At 43.4% G+C, this 20,077-nt stretch carries 22 protein-coding genes; 5 read left to right on the top strand and 17 right to left on the bottom strand.

Going from position 1 to position 20,077, the window contains the following annotated elements:
- Positions 1 to 326: 326 nt before the first annotated feature.
- From B0E43_RS22075 to B0E43_RS22060, 4 genes are all read right to left on the bottom strand, one after another.
- Positions 327 to 1,766, bottom strand: a complete 1,440-nt coding sequence (locus tag B0E43_RS22075; protein WP_077353585.1) for an MFS transporter — start codon at positions 1,764 to 1,766, stop codon at positions 327 to 329.
- Between the two features lie 197 nt (positions 1,767 to 1,963).
- Complete coding sequence (locus B0E43_RS22070) at positions 1,964 to 2,995, bottom strand: Gfo/Idh/MocA family protein (RefSeq protein WP_077353584.1); 1,032 nt, start codon at positions 2,993 to 2,995, stop codon at positions 1,964 to 1,966.
- Positions 2,992 to 4,005 (bottom strand): 3-dehydro-L-gulonate 2-dehydrogenase, encoded by a 1,014-nt coding sequence (yiaK, locus tag B0E43_RS22065; protein WP_077353583.1) that lies wholly within the window; start codon positions 4,003 to 4,005, stop codon positions 2,992 to 2,994. The genes B0E43_RS22070 and yiaK overlap by 4 nt, the downstream gene beginning before the upstream one ends.
- Positions 4,006 to 4,142: 137 nt before the next feature.
- Entirely contained in the window at positions 4,143 to 4,538 is a 396-nt protein-coding gene (locus tag B0E43_RS22060) for a VOC family protein (RefSeq protein WP_077353582.1), read from the bottom strand.
- Between the two features lie 369 nt (positions 4,539 to 4,907).
- Between B0E43_RS22060 and kduI the strand changes: the two genes are divergently transcribed.
- Positions 4,908 to 5,747: a 5-dehydro-4-deoxy-D-glucuronate isomerase gene (gene kduI, locus B0E43_RS22055; protein ID WP_077353581.1), complete on the top strand. Its 840-nt coding sequence runs from the start codon at positions 4,908 to 4,910 to the stop codon at positions 5,745 to 5,747.
- A gap of 2 nt (positions 5,748 to 5,749) precedes the next feature.
- The gene (locus B0E43_RS22050) at positions 5,750 to 6,538 is read left to right on the top strand and encodes a gluconate 5-dehydrogenase (RefSeq protein WP_077353580.1); all 789 of its coding nucleotides are present in this window, start codon (positions 5,750 to 5,752) and stop codon (positions 6,536 to 6,538) included.
- 120 nt (positions 6,539 to 6,658) lie between these two features.
- Here B0E43_RS22050 and rny read toward each other — a convergent pair whose 3' ends face one another.
- From rny to rpsT, 7 genes are all read right to left on the bottom strand, one after another.
- Entirely contained in the window at positions 6,659 to 8,224 is a 1,566-nt protein-coding gene (gene rny / locus B0E43_RS22045; protein ID WP_077353579.1) for a ribonuclease Y, read from the bottom strand.
- A gap of 66 nt (positions 8,225 to 8,290) precedes the next feature.
- Positions 8,291 to 8,575 (bottom strand): cell division protein ZapA, encoded by a 285-nt coding sequence (locus B0E43_RS22040; RefSeq protein WP_077353578.1) that lies wholly within the window; start codon positions 8,573 to 8,575, stop codon positions 8,291 to 8,293.
- A gap of 1 nt (position 8,576) precedes the next feature.
- Positions 8,577 to 8,861 carry a hypothetical protein gene (locus B0E43_RS22035; protein ID WP_077353577.1) on the bottom strand — a complete coding sequence of 95 codons (285 nt, stop codon included), beginning with the start codon at positions 8,859 to 8,861 and terminating at the stop codon, positions 8,577 to 8,579.
- Between the two features lie 2 nt (positions 8,862 to 8,863).
- Positions 8,864 to 11,275, bottom strand: coding sequence for a phenylalanine--tRNA ligase subunit beta (pheT, locus tag B0E43_RS22030; protein ID WP_077353576.1), 2,412 nt, complete (start codon positions 11,273 to 11,275; stop codon positions 8,864 to 8,866).
- Positions 11,276 to 11,383: 108 nt separating this feature from the next.
- The gene (locus B0E43_RS22025; RefSeq protein WP_077353575.1) at positions 11,384 to 12,001 is read right to left on the bottom strand and encodes a DUF1684 domain-containing protein; all 618 of its coding nucleotides are present in this window, start codon (positions 11,999 to 12,001) and stop codon (positions 11,384 to 11,386) included.
- A gap of 3 nt (positions 12,002 to 12,004) precedes the next feature.
- Positions 12,005 to 12,700: a DNA repair protein RadC gene (gene radC / locus B0E43_RS22020; RefSeq protein WP_077353574.1), complete on the bottom strand. Its 696-nt coding sequence runs from the start codon at positions 12,698 to 12,700 to the stop codon at positions 12,005 to 12,007.
- Positions 12,701 to 12,797: 97 nt separating this feature from the next.
- The gene (gene rpsT / locus B0E43_RS22015; RefSeq protein WP_077353573.1) at positions 12,798 to 13,052 is read right to left on the bottom strand and encodes a 30S ribosomal protein S20; all 255 of its coding nucleotides are present in this window, start codon (positions 13,050 to 13,052) and stop codon (positions 12,798 to 12,800) included.
- Positions 13,053 to 13,263: 211 nt separating this feature from the next.
- On the opposite strand from rpsT, the gene B0E43_RS22010 reads away from it, so the two are divergent.
- Positions 13,264 to 14,370: a zinc dependent phospholipase C family protein gene (locus B0E43_RS22010; RefSeq protein WP_174567137.1), complete on the top strand. Its 1,107-nt coding sequence runs from the start codon at positions 13,264 to 13,266 to the stop codon at positions 14,368 to 14,370.
- Here B0E43_RS22010 and B0E43_RS22005 read toward each other — a convergent pair.
- Positions 14,328 to 15,659: a pyridoxal phosphate-dependent aminotransferase gene (locus tag B0E43_RS22005; RefSeq protein WP_077353572.1), complete on the bottom strand. Its 1,332-nt coding sequence runs from the start codon at positions 15,657 to 15,659 to the stop codon at positions 14,328 to 14,330. The two genes, B0E43_RS22010 and B0E43_RS22005, sit on opposite strands and share 43 nt — an antisense overlap.
- 203 nt (positions 15,660 to 15,862) lie before the next feature.
- Here B0E43_RS22005 and B0E43_RS22000 point away from each other — a divergent pair, with 203 nt between their 5' ends.
- The gene (locus tag B0E43_RS22000; RefSeq protein ID WP_077353571.1) at positions 15,863 to 17,077 is read left to right on the top strand and encodes an ATP-binding protein; all 1,215 of its coding nucleotides are present in this window, start codon (positions 15,863 to 15,865) and stop codon (positions 17,075 to 17,077) included.
- Here the strand turns inward: B0E43_RS22000 and B0E43_RS21995 are convergent.
- The 4 genes from B0E43_RS21995 to B0E43_RS21980 all read right to left on the bottom strand — a co-directional run bounded on the left by B0E43_RS21995 (position 17,074) and on the right by B0E43_RS21980 (position 18,435).
- Positions 17,074 to 17,253 carry a hypothetical protein gene (locus tag B0E43_RS21995; protein WP_077353570.1) on the bottom strand — a complete coding sequence of 60 codons (180 nt, stop codon included), beginning with the start codon at positions 17,251 to 17,253 and terminating at the stop codon, positions 17,074 to 17,076. The two genes, B0E43_RS22000 and B0E43_RS21995, sit on opposite strands and share 4 nt — an antisense overlap.
- Entirely contained in the window at positions 17,250 to 17,657 is a 408-nt protein-coding gene (locus B0E43_RS21990) for a hypothetical protein (RefSeq protein WP_139352851.1), read from the bottom strand. Before B0E43_RS21990 ends, B0E43_RS21995 begins: the two co-directional genes overlap by 4 nt.
- A 33-nt stretch (positions 17,658 to 17,690) precedes the next feature.
- Positions 17,691 to 17,933, bottom strand: coding sequence for a hypothetical protein (locus tag B0E43_RS21985; RefSeq protein ID WP_077353568.1), 243 nt, complete (start codon positions 17,931 to 17,933; stop codon positions 17,691 to 17,693).
- Between the two features lie 142 nt (positions 17,934 to 18,075).
- Positions 18,076 to 18,435, bottom strand: coding sequence for a type II toxin-antitoxin system HigA family antitoxin (locus tag B0E43_RS21980; RefSeq protein WP_077353567.1), 360 nt, complete (start codon positions 18,433 to 18,435; stop codon positions 18,076 to 18,078).
- Between the two features lie 130 nt (positions 18,436 to 18,565).
- On the opposite strand from B0E43_RS21980, the gene B0E43_RS21975 reads away from it, so the two are divergent.
- Complete coding sequence (locus tag B0E43_RS21975; protein WP_077353566.1) at positions 18,566 to 19,189, top strand: hypothetical protein; 624 nt, start codon at positions 18,566 to 18,568, stop codon at positions 19,187 to 19,189.
- A gap of 39 nt (positions 19,190 to 19,228) precedes the next feature.
- Here the strand turns inward: B0E43_RS21975 and B0E43_RS21970 are convergent, their stop codons facing one another.
- The gene (locus tag B0E43_RS21970; protein ID WP_254423488.1) at positions 19,229 to 19,951 is read right to left on the bottom strand and encodes a hypothetical protein; all 723 of its coding nucleotides are present in this window, start codon (positions 19,949 to 19,951) and stop codon (positions 19,229 to 19,231) included.
- Positions 19,952 to 20,077: the final 126 nt, after the last annotated feature.

The following is a 20,077-nucleotide window of genomic DNA, read 5'->3' as shown; positions in this document are numbered from 1 at the left end:
AAAAAAGAAATATGTTCTCAAGCTTGCAGCAGAAATGAATATGGAAGTATACCAGACAAAATAAACATTCGATAATTGAATAAAATCAAAATAAATATTATCTCGTCATTGGTAGCGGAGTCGAAGCCAGTAATATTTTTTATTCTTAGTAAGCTGAGTATTCAATTTTCAGTCACAGTAGACAGAAAAAAAATCCAAAGTTTAGAGCTTCGGATTTTTCATTTTAGCCCCTAAAAAACAATCCCTCTAAACGCCGAAACCTTTAGAGGGAGTTTACCAAATTTCAGATCTGACAAGGCTAGCAAGTCAGTCCCCAGCTCTCAATTTTAGAGATCTGTTATCGGCTTGTATTTTGGCACCAATGTCTTCATTACGGTCCAGCCGATTAAGTAACAAACAGAACAAATGGAGAAAATAATGAAATATCCGGCTTCAATACCCTGGAATCCCATGAAAACCATTTCGCTTTCTTTACTGTAGTCGAACAACATTCCGGAGCCTTTGTTGATGAGCGTGCCTCCCATTCCTCCTGCTAAACCGCCAATCCCTACAACCGTAGCAATTGCCTTTTTAGGAAACATATCACCTACCGTAGTGAAAATGTTAGCCGACCAAGCTTGGTGAGCTGCCGCTGCTATGCCAATAATAATGATGGGCAGCCAATAAGAAATGTACCCTAAGGGTTGTGCTACCAAAGCCAATAAAGGGAAAAATGCAAAAATCAACATCGCTCTCATCCTGCCTTCATAGGGATTCATTCCTTTTTTATCAACGAAATAAGTTGGTAACCACCCCCCGATAATCGAAAGTAATGTAATCATGTAAAGGACAAATAACGGAAGCGCAGCCTCTGTAGAATCCATTCCATATACCGAACTTAAATACGCCGGAGTCCAGAATAAAAAGAACCACCACACACCGTCAGTCATGAATTTACCAAAAGCAAATGCCCAAGTCTGATTGTATTTAAGGCACTCAATCATCGATACTTTGGTAGCAGATTCAGGAACATATCCTTCTATTTTACTATCCGCAAGAATATCCTGTTGAATATAGGCTAATTCTGACGGGCTAACCTTGGAGTGTTTATCAGGTTTTTCATAAATAAAAATCCAAAAACCCATCCACACAAAACCCAAGGCACCGATGATTATGAATGCCATTTCCCAACCATATGCCTCAGCAATAAAAGGAATAGAAATCGGTGCTCCCAAAGCGCCGACAGTTGATCCGGCATTGAATATACTGGTAGAGAACGCTCTGTCTTTTTTGGGAAAATATTCTGCGGTTGCTTTGATGGCTGCCGGAAAGTTTCCTGCTTCGCCTACCGCCAAGATTAATCTGGCAAATATAAAAAGCGTCACACTGACTGAAATAATCGCTGCCGTGTCTTCAACGGTACCGATGATTTCTTTGGCTCCTTCAAAGCTCACAAACCAGTTACCGGTTAAGATACCTGCTGTTGCGATTCCACAAAACGCATGTAAACAAGCTCCCACTGACCAAACACCGATAGCCCAAAGAAATCCCTTTTTGGTATCCATCCAGTCAACAAATTTCCCGGCAAACAACATTGAAACCGCATAAAATATTGAAAACAAAGCGGTAATGTTTCCATAATCATTGTTTGTCCAGTGAAACTCAGGTGCTATAAAATCACTCCATGTTAATGAAAGTACTTGTCTATCCAGATAGTTGATAGTTGTGGCAAAAAAGAGCATTGCACAAATGGTCCACCTGTATTTACCTACGTTTTGATTGTCCATTAAATTTTGGGTTGAGTTGTTGGGTTTATTGAATGTGTTTAAATACGGAACGGTCTATTTTCACCTGTAGAAAACTAAATATTGGATTTTCTTAGCTTACAATTTTCAAAAATTACGAAATCGATTTAAAACCAAATTTTCGAATGGAATTGGTTTTCAAACTTCTGAAAACATCTAAAATCAGAAAGATCATTCCATCACTTATCCGCAAATGGGAACTCCACAAGCTTGCCAGAATGAGAGGAGTGATAAATTGCCCGGATTAGCTCTACTGATTTTCTTGCAGTTTTCCCATCCACGACTGGCTTCAAATCCCCATTGATCGCTGCCAGAAAAAGTCTCCATTGCTCCTGGTGCATCTGATGTCCAATGGCGGTTGGATCGGAAGCCCCAGAACCCCCGGCGTTTTCGACAGCTTTTGCAGTTTCGGTACTTCCAATAATATTCCATTGAGTCAGTTTCCCGGCCTCCAGAATCGCACTTCCAGTTGTGCCAAAAACTTCGATCCGCTCTGGATATCCTGGATAAATTGCCGTCGCAGAGGTGATGTTTCCCAAAGCCCCGTTTTTAAAATTAACTAAAGCGGCGGCTAAATCTTCTCCTTCGATAGGATACATAGTAGTCTGCACCTGCCCAAAGACGCTTTTCACATCTCCCATCAAGTCCAAGAGCAAATCAATCGTGTGAATCCCCTGATTGATCAAAGCTCCGCCACCGTCTACTTTGAGCGTACCTTTCCAGTTGCTGGTGGTATAGTAAGCCGAATCCCGAAACCAATTCACATAGGCATTGCCCATCAGCAAGCGGCCAAATACACCTGCGTCCACAGCTTTTTTCAACTTTTGATAGTCATCCGAAAAGCGGTTCTGAAAAATCACGGCAAGCTTTACCCCGTTTTCTTCACAGCATTGGATCAATTGATCAGTCCTTGAAAGATTGATTTCAATCGGTTTTTCGATCAAAAGATGCTTTCCAGCTTTGGCTGCTGCCAAGGCCGGCTCCAGGTGCAGTCCACTTGGGGTACAAATGCAGACCACATCCAATCCAGGGAAATTCAAAAATTCATTGATGTCTGTGAACACGGGTAAACCAAATTTGGATTGAGCCTTGGCTGCACTTTCCGGGTTGGGATTGTATAATGCGACTAGTTCAGCACCTTCTATTTCGGCGATTGCCTGCGCATGTTTGCCCGTGATCGAGCCAGTTCCTACTATTCCTATTTTTATCATTTTCCCAATTCTTTAAGGAGCTTTTTCCAGATAATTTCATTTATAGGGATTCCGTTTTCAAGATTGCTCCTTCTGATTTCTATTACTTTTTCTCCTGGAATCCGGACTACCTCTGATTCAAAAACGGCAGAGTTTTTTAGATTTTCAAGTACACTTTCCGTCTTTTCAGCCATCCAATCCATCAATTCCAACTTGTCCGGATCAAAGCAAAGGAAAACCTGAGAAAGACCAAATTCATCTCCTCTTTTCCCTATTTCATGGGTAGAATCACCTCCTGAAAGAATCGAGGCAAGCAAATCCAAAATCAGGGAAAGCCCGGCACCTTTCCAAAGTCCCATCGGAAGAGCCAGATGATTTTTCAGGATAGTTGTTGGGTCCTTGGTCAGGTTTCCATTTTCATCGAATCCACCTTCGTAAGGCAATTCCTGTCCTTTTTGAGCATAAATGGTCATTTGACCATAGGCAAATTGAGACATCGCCATATCCAAAACCACCGGAGACCCTTCCCGAGGAATCGCCACAACCAGTGGATTATTTCCCAAGATCGGCTCGCTTCCCCCCCAAGTCGGCATATTCGGTTTGGTGTTGGTAAAACAAATCCCGATGCATCCTGCCTCCACAGCCTGCCAGCCAAAATTCCCTCCACGCATCCAGTGGTTGGTATGAGCGAGTGCCACACATCCAATTCCAAACTCTTTGGAAAGCTCAATGGCCCGCCCCATGGCAAAATGAGCATTGAGATTTCCAGGCCCCAAATTTCCATCCCAGCGCTCAAACATCGCAGTTTTACTCTTTAGGGATGGGGAATTGTCAGGTTTGACGTATCCTTTTTGGATGAAATCCAAGAAAAGCGGAAAGCGGTTGACCCCATGGGAACGGACTCCATCCAGATCGGTTTTGGCGAAAAGTTCGGCGCATAATTTGGCCCGATCTTCCGAAAACCCATATTGGATAAGAATGGATTGAAGCGTCTGCTGGACTTCAAAAAAGGGAATTATCAAATCACTCATGCAACTAAAATCAGGTCAGGGGAATATCAATATAGCTGGGATTGGCTGATTTGCCGAAGAAAAACTCCGAAGATCTGAAAAGAGCTTTTACCAAGTAGGACCTGGAAAAACTCAAACTGTAATGGCTTGGCCAGAAATCAGCCCAAAGAATCTAACATCGGAACGGCCCGTTTGCAAAGCTGAATGCAAATTCCCCAGGGATCCCGCAGCATCACCAAATGCGATCCATCCGGCAGGATATCGTCGCTCATTTCGGTAGCTCCGGCTTTTAGTAGGCGGTCTTTGTCAGCCGTTGGATCATTTGAGACCAAAGCCAAATGTACCGCCAAGGGATGTAATCCAGTAAAATTGAGCGTCTCACCCTTCGGATTGCTGTAGATTTCCAGCATGATCGTACCACTGTCATCAGCCAAAAAAGTCATGAATGGAGCTTCCTCCATCTTCTTTTTGACTTTCAAGCCCAAGTGCGCTTCGTACCAAAGTGACATGGCTTGAGGATTGGAGACGTTCAGTGCGAAATGTTCAAATTTCATATGAATGAATGGGAAAAGATTTTCTTTTTATTGAATGGTCCAAATCAACCAATTTCAGGGGATAGTTTGGAGATAAATCCAAGGTTAATCAAATACCGGTAAAAAGCTGTCCTGCATTCCTAGCCAAAGTGACTTTTCCAACCACTTTTTCAGCTTGGCAACTGGCTGATTTTCTCTAAATAATGCCACTGCTTTACTTGGATTTGTTTTTGGACAGATGGGATTTTTCAAATCTCCTTCAATTTTTGAATTAATAGTTTGGACAATTGAAGGAATTATGAACTTATTTACTTTTCACACTCTATTTCCAGAGTGGAGTGCATTTTTGATTGAGCTTGAATCATTTTCCAATTTTCTAACCATCACCACATGAGCACGACTATTATCACCCGCTATTCATCTCACCCCGAGGATTTCAAAAATTATCAGACTAAGGAAATTCGGGACAAATTTTTGATCGAAAACCTTTTTGTCAAGGATGCTATTTCTGGAGTGTATTCGATGGAGGATCGGTTGATCGTCGGAGGAATCCATCCTGTGAAAAAGGCTCTGAAACTTGACCCCGTAGATCAACTCAAAGCTGAATATTTTTTGGAAAGGCGTGAGATCGGAATTATCAATGTCGGTGCAAAAACAAGGATTGAAGCCGATGGGATCACCTTTAATCTGGGGCATAAAGAAGCTTTGTATATCGGCCGCGGGACCAAAGAAGTGCTGTTCCACCCTGCGACAGAGGGAGAAACTTTTCTTTACTTCAATTCGGCTCCTGCGCACCGGAATTATCCCACTCGTCTGATCACTTCCAAAGAGGCTGAGGTGGTCACTTTGGGCACCTTGGAAAACTCCAATCACCGAACCATTTACAAGCTTTTGGTCAACTCTGTTCTGGAAACCTGCCAACTCCAAATAGGGATGACAGTACTCCAACCTGGATCTGTCTGGAATACCATGCCGGCCCATACACACGACAGAAGGATGGAAGCGTATTTTTATTTTGACTTGAGTCCTGCCAATGTTGTCTCTCATTTCATGGGTCAATCGGATGAAACCCGACATATTTGGGTCAAAAATCATCAGGCGATCATCTCACCGCCATGGTCAATTCACAGTGGGGCGGGTACTTCCAATTACACGTTCATTTGGGGAATGGCCGGAGAAAACCTGGATTATTCAGACATGGATGGTGTCAAACCGACTGAATTGAAATAAGCATGAAGCCAAATTTTGATCTCACGGGAAAGGTGGCTTTGGTCACTGGCGCCACTCATGGACTGGGAATGGCGATGGCAAAAGCCCTAGCAAGCCAAGGCGCCATTCTCGTCATTAACGGACACTCCCCCGCCAAAATGGATACTGCCATTGCCCAATATGCAGAAGTTGGCATCACAGCCCAACCTTTTCTTTTCGACGTCACAGATGCTGTTGCAGTAGATAGAGCCATGACTCAAATTGAAACAGAAATCGGATCGATTGATATTCTTGTCAATAATGCAGGAATGATCCAAAGAACTCCAGCTTTGGAAATGCTTCCCGGGGATTTCAGAAAAATCGTGGACATCGATTTGGTTTCGCCATTTATCGTTTCTCAGCGGGTTGCCCGGACGATGGTGAGAAACAACTCAGGGGGGAAAATCATCAACATCTGCTCGATGATGAGCGAACTTGGCCGGGACACTCTCAGTGCCTATGCTGCGGCAAAAGGAGGCTTGAAAATGCTGACAAAAAATCTTGCCACCGAATGGGCCAAATACAATATCCAAGTCAATGGGATTGGGCCTGGATATTTTGCCACCGAACAGACTGCGCCAATCCGGGTAGATGGGCATCCTTTTAATGAATTTATCCTAAATAGAACACCAGCCGGCAAATGGGGAAATCCCGAAGACCTTGGAGGTGCGGTGGTATTTTTAGCCAGTTCTGCCAGCGACTTTGTCAACGGTCAGATCCTCTATGTCGATGGAGGAATTTTGGCAACTATCGGAAAACCTGGGGGTGAATAAAAATCTCCAATGCAGTTTGTTGACGAATTTCTGGCAATCGCTTGGCGGTGTAATTCTTTGGAAATAAAAATGGCAACTACCTTCCAGTAATTGCCATTTAGATGCTATTCAAACCTTCGATTATCTCGCGTAATTGACTGCTCTCATTTCCCGGATTACGGTTACTTTGATCTGTCCAGGATATTGCATCTCTTTTTCGATTTTCTGAGAAATATCGAATGATAGTTTGCCTGCTTTTTGATCATCCACATTGTCCGCATCGACTAATATTCGCAATTCCCGCCCTGCCTGCATGGCAAAGCACTTATTCACGCCATCAAAGGCAAGCGCCAATTCTTCAAGTTCCTTCAGACGCTTGACATAGCTGTCCATGATTTCACGTCGTGCACCGGGTCTGGAACCGGAGATCGCATCGGAAGCCTGAACTATCGGCGAAATCATTGAAGTCATCTCGATTTCATCGTGGTGGGCACCGATCGCATTGCAGATTTCAGGATGCTCTTTGTAGCGTTTTGCCAGCTCCATTCCCAACACCGCATGGGGAAGTTCCTGCTCTTCCGGCCAAACTTTCCCAATGTCATGAAGTAATCCGGCACGCTTGGCAAGCTTGGCATTCAAGCCCATTTCAGCCGCCATGGTAGCAGCCAATTTGGCCACTTCACGGGAGTGCTGGAGGAGGTTTTGTCCATAGGAGGAGCGGAATCTCATTCGTCCCACCAAGCGGATCAATTCAGGATGGAGGCCGTGGATGCCCAGATCAATACAGGTTCTTTCACCTATTTCGACGATTTCCTCTTCGATGTTTTTCTCGGTTTTGGCCACCACTTCCTCAATCCTGGCTGGGTGAATACGTCCGTCCTGAACCAATCTGTGTAGGGAAAGTCTTGCAATCTCTCTTCTCACCGGATCAAATCCGGAAATGATGATCGCTTCCGGAGTGTCATCCACAACGATTTCAACACCGGTGGCCGCTTCAAGCGCTCGGATATTTCTACCCTCACGGCCAATGATTTTACCTTTGATGTCGTCACTTTCGATGTTGAATACTGACACGCAGTTTTCGACCGCATGCTCAGTCGCGGTTCTTTGGATTGTATCCAAGACAATCTTTTTGGCCTGCTTTGTCGCTGTCAGTTTTGCTTCATCCAGAATGTCCTTGATGTGGGAAGAAGCTTTGGTTTGGGCCTCTTCGGTAAGCATGGACACAATTTGCTCTTTCGCTTCTTCACGGGTCAGGCCTGCAATTTTTTCAAGGTCAGCGATTCGCTGGTTTGTGATCCTATCGAGTTCTTCTTTCTTGACCTGAACGGAATGAAGTTGGGCAGTCAGGTTTTCCTTTTTGCTGTCTAGTTCCGCCTCACGGCGTTTTACGGCTTCTTGCTCTTTTGCTACTTGCTGTTGGAGTTGTTTAACTTTGGTTTCGTTGGTGAGGATGATGTTTTTCTTGTTGTTCGTGTCCTCATCAAACTCCGCCTTCATCTTCAGAAACTTCTCTTTTGCTTCAAGGATTCTGTCCTTTTTGATCGTCTCAGCTGTGAGTTCAGCTTCCCTAAGCATGGATTTGACCTTTTCTTTGGCCTCACCTTCCAGCTTTGCATTTTTATTTTTAATGAAAAATCCCGCCAAAGCGGCACCCCCACCAAGCCCCGCCAGGGCTGCAAGAATGATAAATAGTACGTCTGCCATAGGTAATTTATATAGTTATACTACCTACCGGTTCCGAAAATCCCAGAAATAAGTGGAAATCAACAATCAAACAGCCTTAGTCAATAAAGCTGAAATATGGGAAATGCTTTTGCGAATATGCTCACTGTCTTCAGCATTGACCTCATTGGTCTCCAGGGACTCCACCATGCAGTCAAATGCGACCATGGCAAGCAGATCCTGAAAGTCATCCAGACCAAATTCGGCTTTATACTTCCTCAATTTTTCATTAATCAGTTTCCCTGCATGTCTGATTTTAGCCTCGTCTTCAGGCCTGACACGCATGGGATATTCCCTTTCTCCGATTTTCACTCTGATGGCCAGCGTCTCCATTTCATTCGGAAAGGTATGTGATCAAATGATCGATTTCTTGTATATAATTATTGATTAAGTCACTCATTTCGGTGGCATCCTCTGGATTCACCGGTCGGTTGTCCACAATGTTACTAATTTTAATCTTATTTTTAAAATGATGGATTTCCTGCTCTTTTTCCTGAATTCCATGCTCAAGTTGTGCCAATCGAGCCTTTAATTGCTCATTCTCAGCACTTATCGATTCAAGTTTCTTTCCGGCCTGTACGGCCAGTTTTTCCAGTTTTTGCAGTTCCTCGTGAATCATTTTTAGCTTCTAATGATGGCGCCTACCTGATCCTGGAAGGCCTGAATCAATTTACTCATAGTTTTTTCAATTACCTTATCGGTCAGGGTATTTTCCTGATCTTGTAGGTAGAAACTCAGCGCATAGGCCTTTTTGCCCGTGTCTATCTTGTCGCCTTGGTACACATCAAACACACCGATTTTTTGGACCAATTTCCCTCCGGCTTTTTCTGCCACAGCTTTGACCTGATCGTAGGTCACGGCTTTGTCGATCACAAGGGAAAGATCCCGGCGTACCTCCGGAAACTTGGAAATATCCTGATACTTTTTCAAGCCAGATGCCTTTTTGGTCAACAGATCCCAATCCAACTCCACAAACCAAACATCCTGTCGAACCTCGGCAAGTTTTAGGATTTTTTCATCCAAAAGACCGACTGTTCCCAGTACTTTATCCCCCAGTTTCAAAACCAAACCATAGGCAAAAGGCGCAGCCTCTATCATAGTGACCTGTCCCAAGTCGATATTGAGTCTTTCCAAAATCCGATCCACAGTTGCATAAAGATCAGCAAACCCAAAGGGCTTCTCTGACTCAATCCAACTTTCAGAAGAACGGTTTCCGGAGTGGAAAATTGCCAACCTCCGGCCTTCATTGTAGCCATCGGCAGTTTTCTGATACACGGTACCAAACTCAAAGCACTTGAGGTCGGTTTGCCGGCGATTGATATTATGAGCCAATACCTCCAGACCACTGAACAACAGAGACTGACGCATCACACCGAGGTCTTCGCTGAGCTTGTTGTAGATTTCCACATTAACAGCCGAATCAAGAAATCCTGATTTTTCAGCGTACACAGGCTTGGTCAGGCTATTGGTGATCATTTCAAAATAGCCCTGACCGGCCAGCATTTCTGTGAGCCGATACTGAAGCTTATTCATATCCTTGACCGGATGCTCCGCGAGGTAGTCGGTTCGGAGATTTTCAGAAAGCTCTACCTGATGGAATCCATGGATTCTCAGAATTTCTTCGATAATATCGGCTTCCCGAGTTACATCGACCCGGTAGGGCTTAACGATGGCCGTGAAGCCTTCGGAAGTTTCATTTTGAACCTTAATATCCAGGCTTTCGAGGATTGATTTCACTTCTGTCGGCTCGATCTTCTTCCCGATCAACCTGTTCACATGGCCGTAAGTAACCTCAATTACGAAATCCTGAACTGGTTCCGGATAAAGGTCGACAATCTCTGAAGAGACTTTTCCTCCGGCGATTTCCTGAAGCAAAGCGACAGCTTTTTTCAAAGCATACACCGGCATATTCGGATCGGTTCCCCGTTCGAATCGGAAAGATGCATCAGTTTTGAGACCATGCACCTGAGATCCTTTTCGGATCACATCTGGAGAGAAATAGGCGGATTCAAGGAAGATGGAAGTAGTTTCGTCACTCACCCCGGAATGATTTCCACCGAAAATTCCGGCGATACACATGCCTCCCTTGGCATCATTGATCATCAATTCCTCACCGGAAAGTTTTCTTTCTTTGCCATCCAAGGTCACAAAAGGAGTTCCTTTTGAAAGCTTGCCGACAATGATTTTTTGGCCGGAAATTTTATTCGCATCAAATGCATGTAGGGGCTGACCCAAATCATGCAGAATAAAATTGGTTATGTCGACCACATTGTTGATCGGCTCGAGATCAAGAGAGCGGAGGAAATTCTGAAGCCACTGGGGAGAAGGTCCAACTTTCAGATCAGTCAGCACCACTCCGGCGTACCTCGGGCAATCGGCAGCATTCTGGACCTTCACCGAGATGGAAGGACCGGCTTTTTCGACTGTCAATTGCTGTTCTTCCGTCAGCGCAATCGGTTTGCCTACAAGCGCTTTCAAATCTCTGGCAACTCCCAGGTGTGAGGCCGCATCGGCACGGTTTGGAGTCAGGCCGATCTCCAAAATATGATCCTGAGAAACTTCAAAATATTCGGAAGCCGGAGTTCCATTTGGCAGATCTGTATCCAAAACCATAATTCCGGCATGGGAAGATCCCAAACCGATTTCGTCTTCAGCACAGATCATCCCTTCAGAGACCTGGCCCCGAATTTTTGCTTTTTTGATTTCGAAAGGCTCCCCTTCTGATGGGTATAGTTTTGCCCCGACAGTTGCCACGACTACTTTTTGGCCTTGAGCCACATTAGGTGCACCGCAAACGATCGGCACCACTGCCGATCCGATATCTACTGTGGTGAGGCTCAGTTTATCGGCATCGGGATGTTTTTCGCAAGTCAAAACTTCACCAATAACCACACCTTCCAATCCTCCGGGAATTGAAACAAATTCCTCAACTCCTTCTACTTCAAGCCCCGACCGGGTCAACAAAGCTGCTATTTCCTCAGGACTTTCAGAAAGCGTGATGTAGGTTTTGAGTCTATTGATTGAGATTTTCATTTACTTTTTTTTTTGCAGGAATTCACTCCTGAATTTTAACAAAAAAGGTGCTTTGGCACCTTTTCAAAAACAGATTGGCAAATTTATAAGAATTGCAGGAGGGCCTGCCTATTTGGTGTAATTTTTCTCCCCGACAGGAATGGCAATGTCCAATAAATTTTCCTTTGGCGGAATCGGACAGGCATAATCCGGATTGTAGGCACAATAGGGATTGTAGGCAAGATTGAAGTCAATGGTGATGCTGTTTTTCCCATCCTGACGGACATTCAGATAACGGCCGCCTCCATAGGTCTCCCTAGCACTGGTCTCATCGGCAAAAGCCAAAAAGAAATTCCGCTTATCGGCTTCATCCATGGCCTGAAGTAGGAGGAGCTTATTCGTCTTTCCTCCCAGTTCAAACTCTGCGAAAGAATGTTCGATGTATCGCTGTTTTGACCCGTCTGTAAGGGGTACTTCCCGGACTTTTTTGTTTTCAATTGGCACGATCCGAGCCTTGATTTTATAAGCAGGATCTATATCATAAAAATTCAGCTTGGTAAATGCCCGCTTTTGCTCTTCAGTCAAGGGTGACTCGATGTTAAATCGGATATACTTAAACTGCCGCTCCCTCTCTTTTTCGACTTTCTCCAAATAGGCCTCGGGGCTTTCGGCAGCTGTAAACATGTAGCCGACTGCAGCCAAAATCACCAACCCCACGACAATTAAAATAACTTGACTTGCTTTCATGAATTAGAGTATGCCTTCATCGGCGAAGCTAAAATAGCCACGATCTCCAAAAATCACATGGTCCAAAACAGGTAAATCCAATTCACGTCCAATTTTGACCAATCTTTCGGTCAATCGCCTGTCCTGTTCCGAGGGGGATAAATTTCCGCTGGGGTGATTGTGAACCAAAATTATCGACTGAGACATGTGCTCCAAGGCGATTTTAAATACGATTTTGGAATCTACGATGGTCGCAGCGGTACCGCCCTGACTGACTAGTTGTTTTTTGATTACAAAATTGGATCGGGAAAGCAAGATCAGGTAAAAATGCTCGACTACCTCATCGTAAAGCTCTGGCTTCATCAAGTCATAAATATCCCTTGAACTACTGATTTTGAAACGAACCTGAGGTTCCTGCTCTTTTCTCCTACGACCAAGTTCCATAGCCGCCACGATGGAAATCGCTTTTGCCTCTCCAATTCCTTTGAATTTCATCAGGTCTTTGACAGACATTTTGGCCAGAGCCGCCAAGTCGTAGTTGACATCACGGAGGATCATCCTGGAAAGGTCCACGGCGCTGACTGTCGGTGTTCCCGAACCGATCAGGATGGCTATCAATTCGGCGTCAGAAAGCGCGGATCTGCCTTTGAGCAATAGTTTTTCCCTGGGCCGATCCTCCTCCGCCAATTCGGAGATTTTGATCGAAGTAGCTTGACTCATACGCAGTTCTTTAAAAAGTGTAACTAAAACTACCTAGAAAAAAGAAATAAAAAAACCCTGCTTGCGGCAGGGTTTAGGTAAGAAAGTCTTGAAGAAATTAAGCCATAGCGCTTACGAACTTGGCCAATCTTGATTTCTTGTTACTAGCGTTGTTTTTGTGAATTACATTCTTCTTAGCCAGTTTGTCCAACATAGAAACAACCTTCTTGTAAAGCTCCATCGCTTCCACTTTGTCAGTTGCAGCTTTCAGTCTTTTGATGAAAGTTCTTGTGGTCTTGGCCTGATATCTGTTTCTCAAACGCTTCGCTTCGTTGGCACGAATTCTCTTAAGAGCTGATTTGTGATTTGCCATATCTCGTTTTTAACTTAAATTCTTTACGTTCCCCTATTCCGAATTGGAGTGCAAAGTTATTGTAAATAATTAATTCTGCCAAAGGAATTTCAAACATTCCTTTCTGTCGATTCTTTTGCCAAATCAGAATATTTGGTTCAAAGCTTAAAACAGGCTGCAAATATAGGCTTTTTCTTAGTCAAAAAGACAATTGTTTTGACTATTTTCAGGAATGAAGTTTTTTATGATTTGGGCTTTTGGCTTTCTTTTTTGGCCCCAAAGGATGGCGGATTGGGGATTTTATGCGCATTCCCTGATCAACCGGCAGGCTGTATTCTCGCTCCCACCTGAGTTGATCAGTTTTTACAAACCTCATATCCAGTTCATTACCGAAAACGCCGTCAATCCGGACCGAAGGAGATATGCCGTAGAAGGTGAGGCAGAAAAACATTTCATCGATTTGGATCACTACGGGGACAGCGCGCTTTTTATTTTACCAAAATACTGGCCCGAGGCTATTGAAAAATTTTCAGAAGATTCACTCCGGGCAAATGGAATCGGTCCCTGGTCAGCTTACCTGACCATGCTAAGTTTGACAAAAGCTTTTGAGCAAAAGAACACCGCCGCAATTCTCAGACTTTCCGCAGATCTTGGCCATTACCTGGGAGACCTGAATGTACCGCTCCACACCACCAAAAATTACAATGGGCAACTGACCGGACAGGAGGGAATTCACGGGTTTTGGGAAAGCCGGGTGCCGGAACTCATGGCTAAGGATTATTCCCTTTGGGTTGGAAAAGCTGAGTATGTGGAAAAGCCTCAACTGGCAATCTGGGAAGCAGTGGCAAGTGCCCATTCCCAGGTAGACAGCGTGCTTGCTATTGAAAAAAGTCTCACCAAAGAATTCCCAGAAGATCAAAAATACAGCTACGAGGAGCGAAACGGTTTGACGGTTCGGGTTTATTCCAGCGATTTTACTGAGGCATTTGCAATTGCCCTTGACAATCAAATCGAGCGACAAATGAAGCGATCGATCAAAATGATTGCTGACTTCTGGTTTACGGCCTGGATCAATGCGGGACAACCGGATCTTGGGTCAATGGAACAAATGGGGATTGAAGAAGATGAAAAAACAACTCCTGACCCTAAGATTAAGGTCAGGAGTCATGATAACCAGTTGACAGTGTCGGCCGCAGTGATCAGATTAGCTGCTTTTGCAATTCAATTGGGACTTTTGGGAAATAATAAATCGGTCTGCCGACAGGATTACTTCTCGCAACTCACTTTTTCAAACTTTCAATGCTTGGCACTTTCCAACACCTTGGAGGATTCCAAATAGGTAGTGATAGCTCTCCCCAATCGTCTGAAAGTATCTTTGAACACCTCTTCATTTTCTTCCAAAAGGGTCACCCGAAAGCCTCTCAAATCAGAACAGAACGAAGAAATCGGAACCACACAAATCCGCTCGGCTGCCAACAAATAATAAACAAAACGCTTATCAAGTGGCATTTCCGGATCATTCAGCCAGCTATCCAACAAGGACTGAAGTTTTGGATCCGCAATCGGTAGGGTTTGATCGGAAGAAAGCAAGGTGTCGTCAAACACAATTGTATTGTAAAACGCCCCTTGGGTTGGGTTGAATTTGATCCCCGGAATATCTCCCAGAATTTCGCGCATCCAGTCTGATCGTTTTCCGATCTGGCTATTAGCTTCAACTCGGTATGCATAATAATCCGGATGACTCATGATCTTTGGGATTGCCAACTGAGGCAAAATCGTCGAGCAAACCTCAATCATTTTGGCATTTTCCAAGGTTTGGCAGAGTTTTGCAAACTCCTTGGAAGAATCCCGATTGTAGAATTCCATCCATCCACAACGCGATCCAGGCCAAGGGAATTCTTTGGAAATACCCTTCAGAGAAATCGCAGGACGACTTCCTATTACTTCCGAAAGAGCCACTGCCTTGATGCCGTTGTAGGTGATGTTTTGATAGATCTCGTCGGCAATCAAGAGCAAGCTGAATTCCTCTGCGATTTTCACAAAGGCCTCCAACACTTCCTTCGGATAAACCATACCGGTCGGATTGTCCGGATTGATGATTAGGATACCCACGATTGAAGGATTGTATTTAACCTTCATATAAAGGTCTTCCATATCTGGAAGCCACTGATTATCAGGATCGAGTTTGTAGGTTATCGGAGCTGTATTGGCGTGTGCCGCCTCTGCAGAACTGTGAGTACTGTAAGCTGGCGAAGGCCCGATGATTCTTGCAGTAGGAATCAGGAATTGGTAAAGCTTTGCTATACCATCTCCCAATCCATTGAAAAAAAGAAGGTCCTCGGCAGTGATCTGGGAACCTCCTTTTTGATTGTTCAGGTTGGCCAGAAACTTCCTGGTTTCGAGGACACCTTTGGAATCGGCGTACCCGTAGGTTTTGTCGTCTTTGAGCAAATCAGCGATGATTTCCTTCATCCAATCGGGTACGCGATTGTGCTTTTGGATGGGATCGCCGATATTTTCCCAAGTCATTGTGTAACCCAGGGCTTCGATTTGTCGGGCTTTTTTTACGATTCCCCGGATTTCGTAATTCAATTCTTCTGCTCCGGGTCTGAGGAGTAGCTGTCTCATAGGTCAATAGGCTGGAACGGAATTAATTCCGGTACAAAGAAAGGGAAAAGGCAATGGAAAAATCCGTGATCTGATGAAAATCCGAAAGATTTGAATCACAAGTTGGTTATCTGATCAGAAGTTAAAAGCTTGTATTACAAATACACGATATCTTGTATTTGTAATACAAGCTTTTATATTTGTATTGATTTACAATAAGTTAAATGATACAAATAGACCTTCTAGCCCAGATAATCGAGGAGCAAGACCAGAATTTCCGCCAGAAACAGCTCATCTCCAGGGAAGAAAATATCCCTGTCCAATCCAATCAAATCCTTGTGGTGAGTGGAGTGAGACGCTGTGGAAAAAGCGTTCTCATTCGCAAAAGTCTTTCTTCATCTGAACCAGGGCTTTATCTGAACTTTGAAGATCCAAGACTAGTGGATTTTGAAGCGGTTGATTTCCCAAAACTGGAACTGCTGAGAGATCAAATGGGTAAAACCTCCATACTGTTGGATGAAGTCCAAAGTGTGATGGGATGGGAGATCTTTGCGCGATCACTCCATGAAAAAGGCCAAAAATTATACATCACGGGTTCAAATGCCAGCATACTTAGCCGTGAATTGGGCACTCGCCTGACAGGACGATACAAGCAAATCGAATTGTTTCCATTCAGCTATACCGAGTTTTTGCTGTTCAAAAATTTATCTCAAGGGGAGAAAAGTTTCGAAAGCTATTTCCTATCTGGAGGTTTTCCAGAGTATTTACAAAATCAGGATCAAGATTACCTACGGACGCTTTTCCGGGACATCCTTGCGCGTGATGTGGCTGTGCGAAGAAATATCAGCAATGAGACTTCACTCATTCGTCTGGGGGTATTTCTTTGTTCCAATGTTGGCAAACCGTTTAGCTATTCCCGAATAGGAAGCTTGCTTGAGATCAAATCCGTACGCACGGTGATCGACTACTGTGACTATCTGGAAGAAAGCTACTTGTTTGACTTAATCCCGATGTATTCCCCTTCGATCCGCAAGCAGCTGGCCAATCCAAAAAAGGCTTTTTGCGTAGATCCCGCTTTGGCCTCAGCCAATTCACTTTCCTTCAGCAGGGATTTGGGCAGAAAGCTTGAAAATTATGTCTATCTCCATCTTCGCAGATCTTTTAAGGAAATCCAATATTTCCAAAATAAGGAATCGGAGTGCGATTTTGTGGTCAAGTGGAATGAGGAAATCATCGGGGCAGCGCAAGTATGCTGGGAACTGAACTCTGAAAATCTCCAACGTGAAATCAAGGGACTGAAGGCCGCTATGGAAGATACTCAGGCATACAAAGGAGTCTTGTTGACTTGGAACCAAGAGGATTTACTTGAAGGACTAGCCGTGGTGCCTATTTGGAAATGGATGATGCAGCCGGCAAAGGTGTTTTTCGGAATGGGCTAGGCTTTTTCCTTTTGCTGTCGCATCGCCTCCATAAAAAACGTAATCGCTCCCCATGAGATGATTACTCCCAAAAGCCAAAATGGAACAGGAAAAAGGTCTAAATACCTGACCAACAAAATCAGGATTATCAGAACGAAAGGCAAGCCGTGAAGCCGGTCAATGATTTTTTTGCTCATTTTCGCTTTAAAAGATATCTCATGTACCCATTTGAATAGCCAAAAATCAATGTGTCTCCGGAAAACCCGTACCGATTTTGGCGACTATCTTCACTAGCAAAGATTTCTATTGTTTCGTTATTCATCGTTTTCCAAGAAAAAGTCGGTATCAAAGAAAATTCTAATGGTTCAGTGATTCCATTTCGTTTTAGGTCATCTCTTAAAAATTGTGCATCTAAAATTAGCTTGCCGTCTTTAGTGTAAGTCTCCAAATAGCTTTCCCCATAAAACTCATCTTTAATGATTTCCCCATTCGCATCTTTGGAAAAAAGAATCACCCACTTTCCCACCAATCGAGGATCTCGTCCTGTCTTCTGGGAAAAAGCTAGTATAGTTAGACTTAGAAAAACTATAAAAATCTGCATAAACTTAAAAATTGATCAGTATCAAACTTCATTTTATTTCTTCTGACTTTGATAAGCTTTAATCCCTGCAATCTGCCCTATTTCCAATAGCACCATTGCCAAAGCTGAAAAATTAGGATGGTTCTTCCCCTCTGGAATCAGTCCATTATCCCAAATGGACCACACTCCTATAATAACCGCTGCTACCAATACAGTGACATGTAAATACAATTGTCTTTTTCCCATTTGATCAAAAACTAATTCTAAGTTAATTATCCTATTGCTGCGAAAAAACATAACCCCTCGAAGATTTAAATCCTCAAGGGGTTTCTTGAATTTCTTATTTCTTATTTCAGCTTTCTGATTTAAACTTACCGGACAACCAGGGGATACTTCAATTCAGGACGAAACTGTCTGTCATTTTGCTCCTCGTTGAGCTCTAAACCCCCAATACAATCGAGGCTTCAATGTCCAGTTTACGGCTGATTTCCCGCGCGATTTTCAAAGTGGGCTCACTTTTGCCATTTAGGTACTCACTGATGCGGGAAGTACTTACTCCCAAGAATTCGGACAACGCTTTTTGGGTAAGACCACGCTCGTGCATTCTTAGTTTGATGGCTTCCGATAGTGTAGGAGGTGAAATAGGGAAATGAGCTTCTTCATAATCAGCAACCATATCCGAGAGCAAGTTCAGCTCCACATATCCTTTGGCTTCCGGATTTTCGATATTGTCAGAGCCTGCAAGCAATTCTTCGATCCTTAACAGGATGGCTTTGTACTCTTTTTCAGATTTGATCATGACACAAATTCGTAGTTAAAATCCACTTCCTCACAAGAAATCGTCATAAGTTTTGAGCTTTAAATTTGCCACAAGTTGTGTCAAACCTCATTGAATTAACGATTCTTCAAACATTTAAACCAACACAAAAATGGAACTCAATCAAGTATCTACCAAAAAAATTGTTTACTGTATTCTTCATATGAAAGAAAGGGCCAGGGCACTGCTTCAGAAACAAAACGCATTTAACAGCTTTCTGGAAGACCTTTTGAATTTGGATTTGGATAAAGAATTTGAAAATGGACATCCATCGTTAAAAGAGCTCTCGAAAAGACTGGATATTAAATATGACAGAATTAGGAAATACCTGCAGGAAATCTATCAGCTACTAATTGATAGTGGGGAAGAACTTCCATTTTCTTTCTCTGGTGTAGAATATATCTTTTACGTTTTTGGTAGCGGAGACAAGTCAGCTTTTTTCAGCTCAAATTCGCTGCCCGTAGTGCCAAGGTTGGGAGAATCCATTGACCTGCCATTTCTTCACGCATATTTTAACTCATCCACTTTTTACGTGAATGGTGTGAGTTATGAACTCACCGGAACAATTCAAAAGGTGTATTTCGATCTTAGGGCGGGATATTTTAATCCATATTGGTACTTTAGAAAAGCTCAAGCTGAAGAGGAAGGAGAATTGTCCTTCAATGATTTGATAAATCTTAATGAATATCAGCAAAAGGCTAAAATTGGAATCGGTAGATATAAAAATTGGCTCTAAGAATATCCGTTACTATTATTTCTAAAATGAAAATCCAATTTACCTCAACTGACCTGACTCTTGTTCGAAGAAGAAATCTGAGTCAACCTTCTTTCTATATTTTCTCATGGCTCCCTGATGAAGTATGGGTTTATTCAAATCGTGAATCGGTATAATATACAATTCCGCAGGATCGGAAGGCTTGCCGCCAATTCCCAATACAATGAAAACAGGGTAGTTCTCTCGTTGTCCAAATGTTTTGTATCGTTCCAGCTGTCTATCATCGGCAAAACGGACAAAATCACCTTTGGGATGATTTCTCCATTTACATTCCACGGCAAAAGGGTAGGAGATACCTCGAAGTTTCAGAGACAGCTGAATATCCGGCTGCGTAGTCGTGTCTGCATATCTGCCTTCTACAAACTTATCTCCCGCCCAGTTTCGGATATCGAAGTACTTGCTGTCAAACTTCTGGACGACAAACTTCTCAAAATCCAATCCTGCTTTTTGGTTGACATCAATCAATTCCGTTTCAGAGTCTTCTTGAGAGTCCGCGAGCTCTTTCTTTATCTGGGCTATCGTGGCATCTGCATTTTTCCCTTCACTCTCAGCCACCTCCCGGATCAGCTTCTCCTCCTTGGGTGTCATGATTCCGTCTGCTTTCACGGCTGAGATGACCTGATTTAGAGATTCTGATTTCGGTGATTTCAGCAGCAAAACAATTCCTGCTATCAAGAGGATTCCACCAAGGATGACGAGGGTGATGGGGAGCATTTTAGACATCAATAATTTAAGAAGATTGTAGAATCGAATTCTGAACTTTAGTAATAGTTTCTAGACAATCTGAAATAATTATTTTGTTCACTTGTTGAGATGAATTGATATTAATTTTTTCGACTTCTTTATTTT

The organism is Algoriphagus sp. A40 (assembly GCF_002002735.1).
Lineage (GTDB): Bacteria > Bacteroidota > Bacteroidia > Cytophagales > Cyclobacteriaceae > Algoriphagus.
The sequence above is the reverse complement of the archived record's forward strand: the minus strand, read 5'-3'. Positions and strand labels throughout refer to the sequence as shown.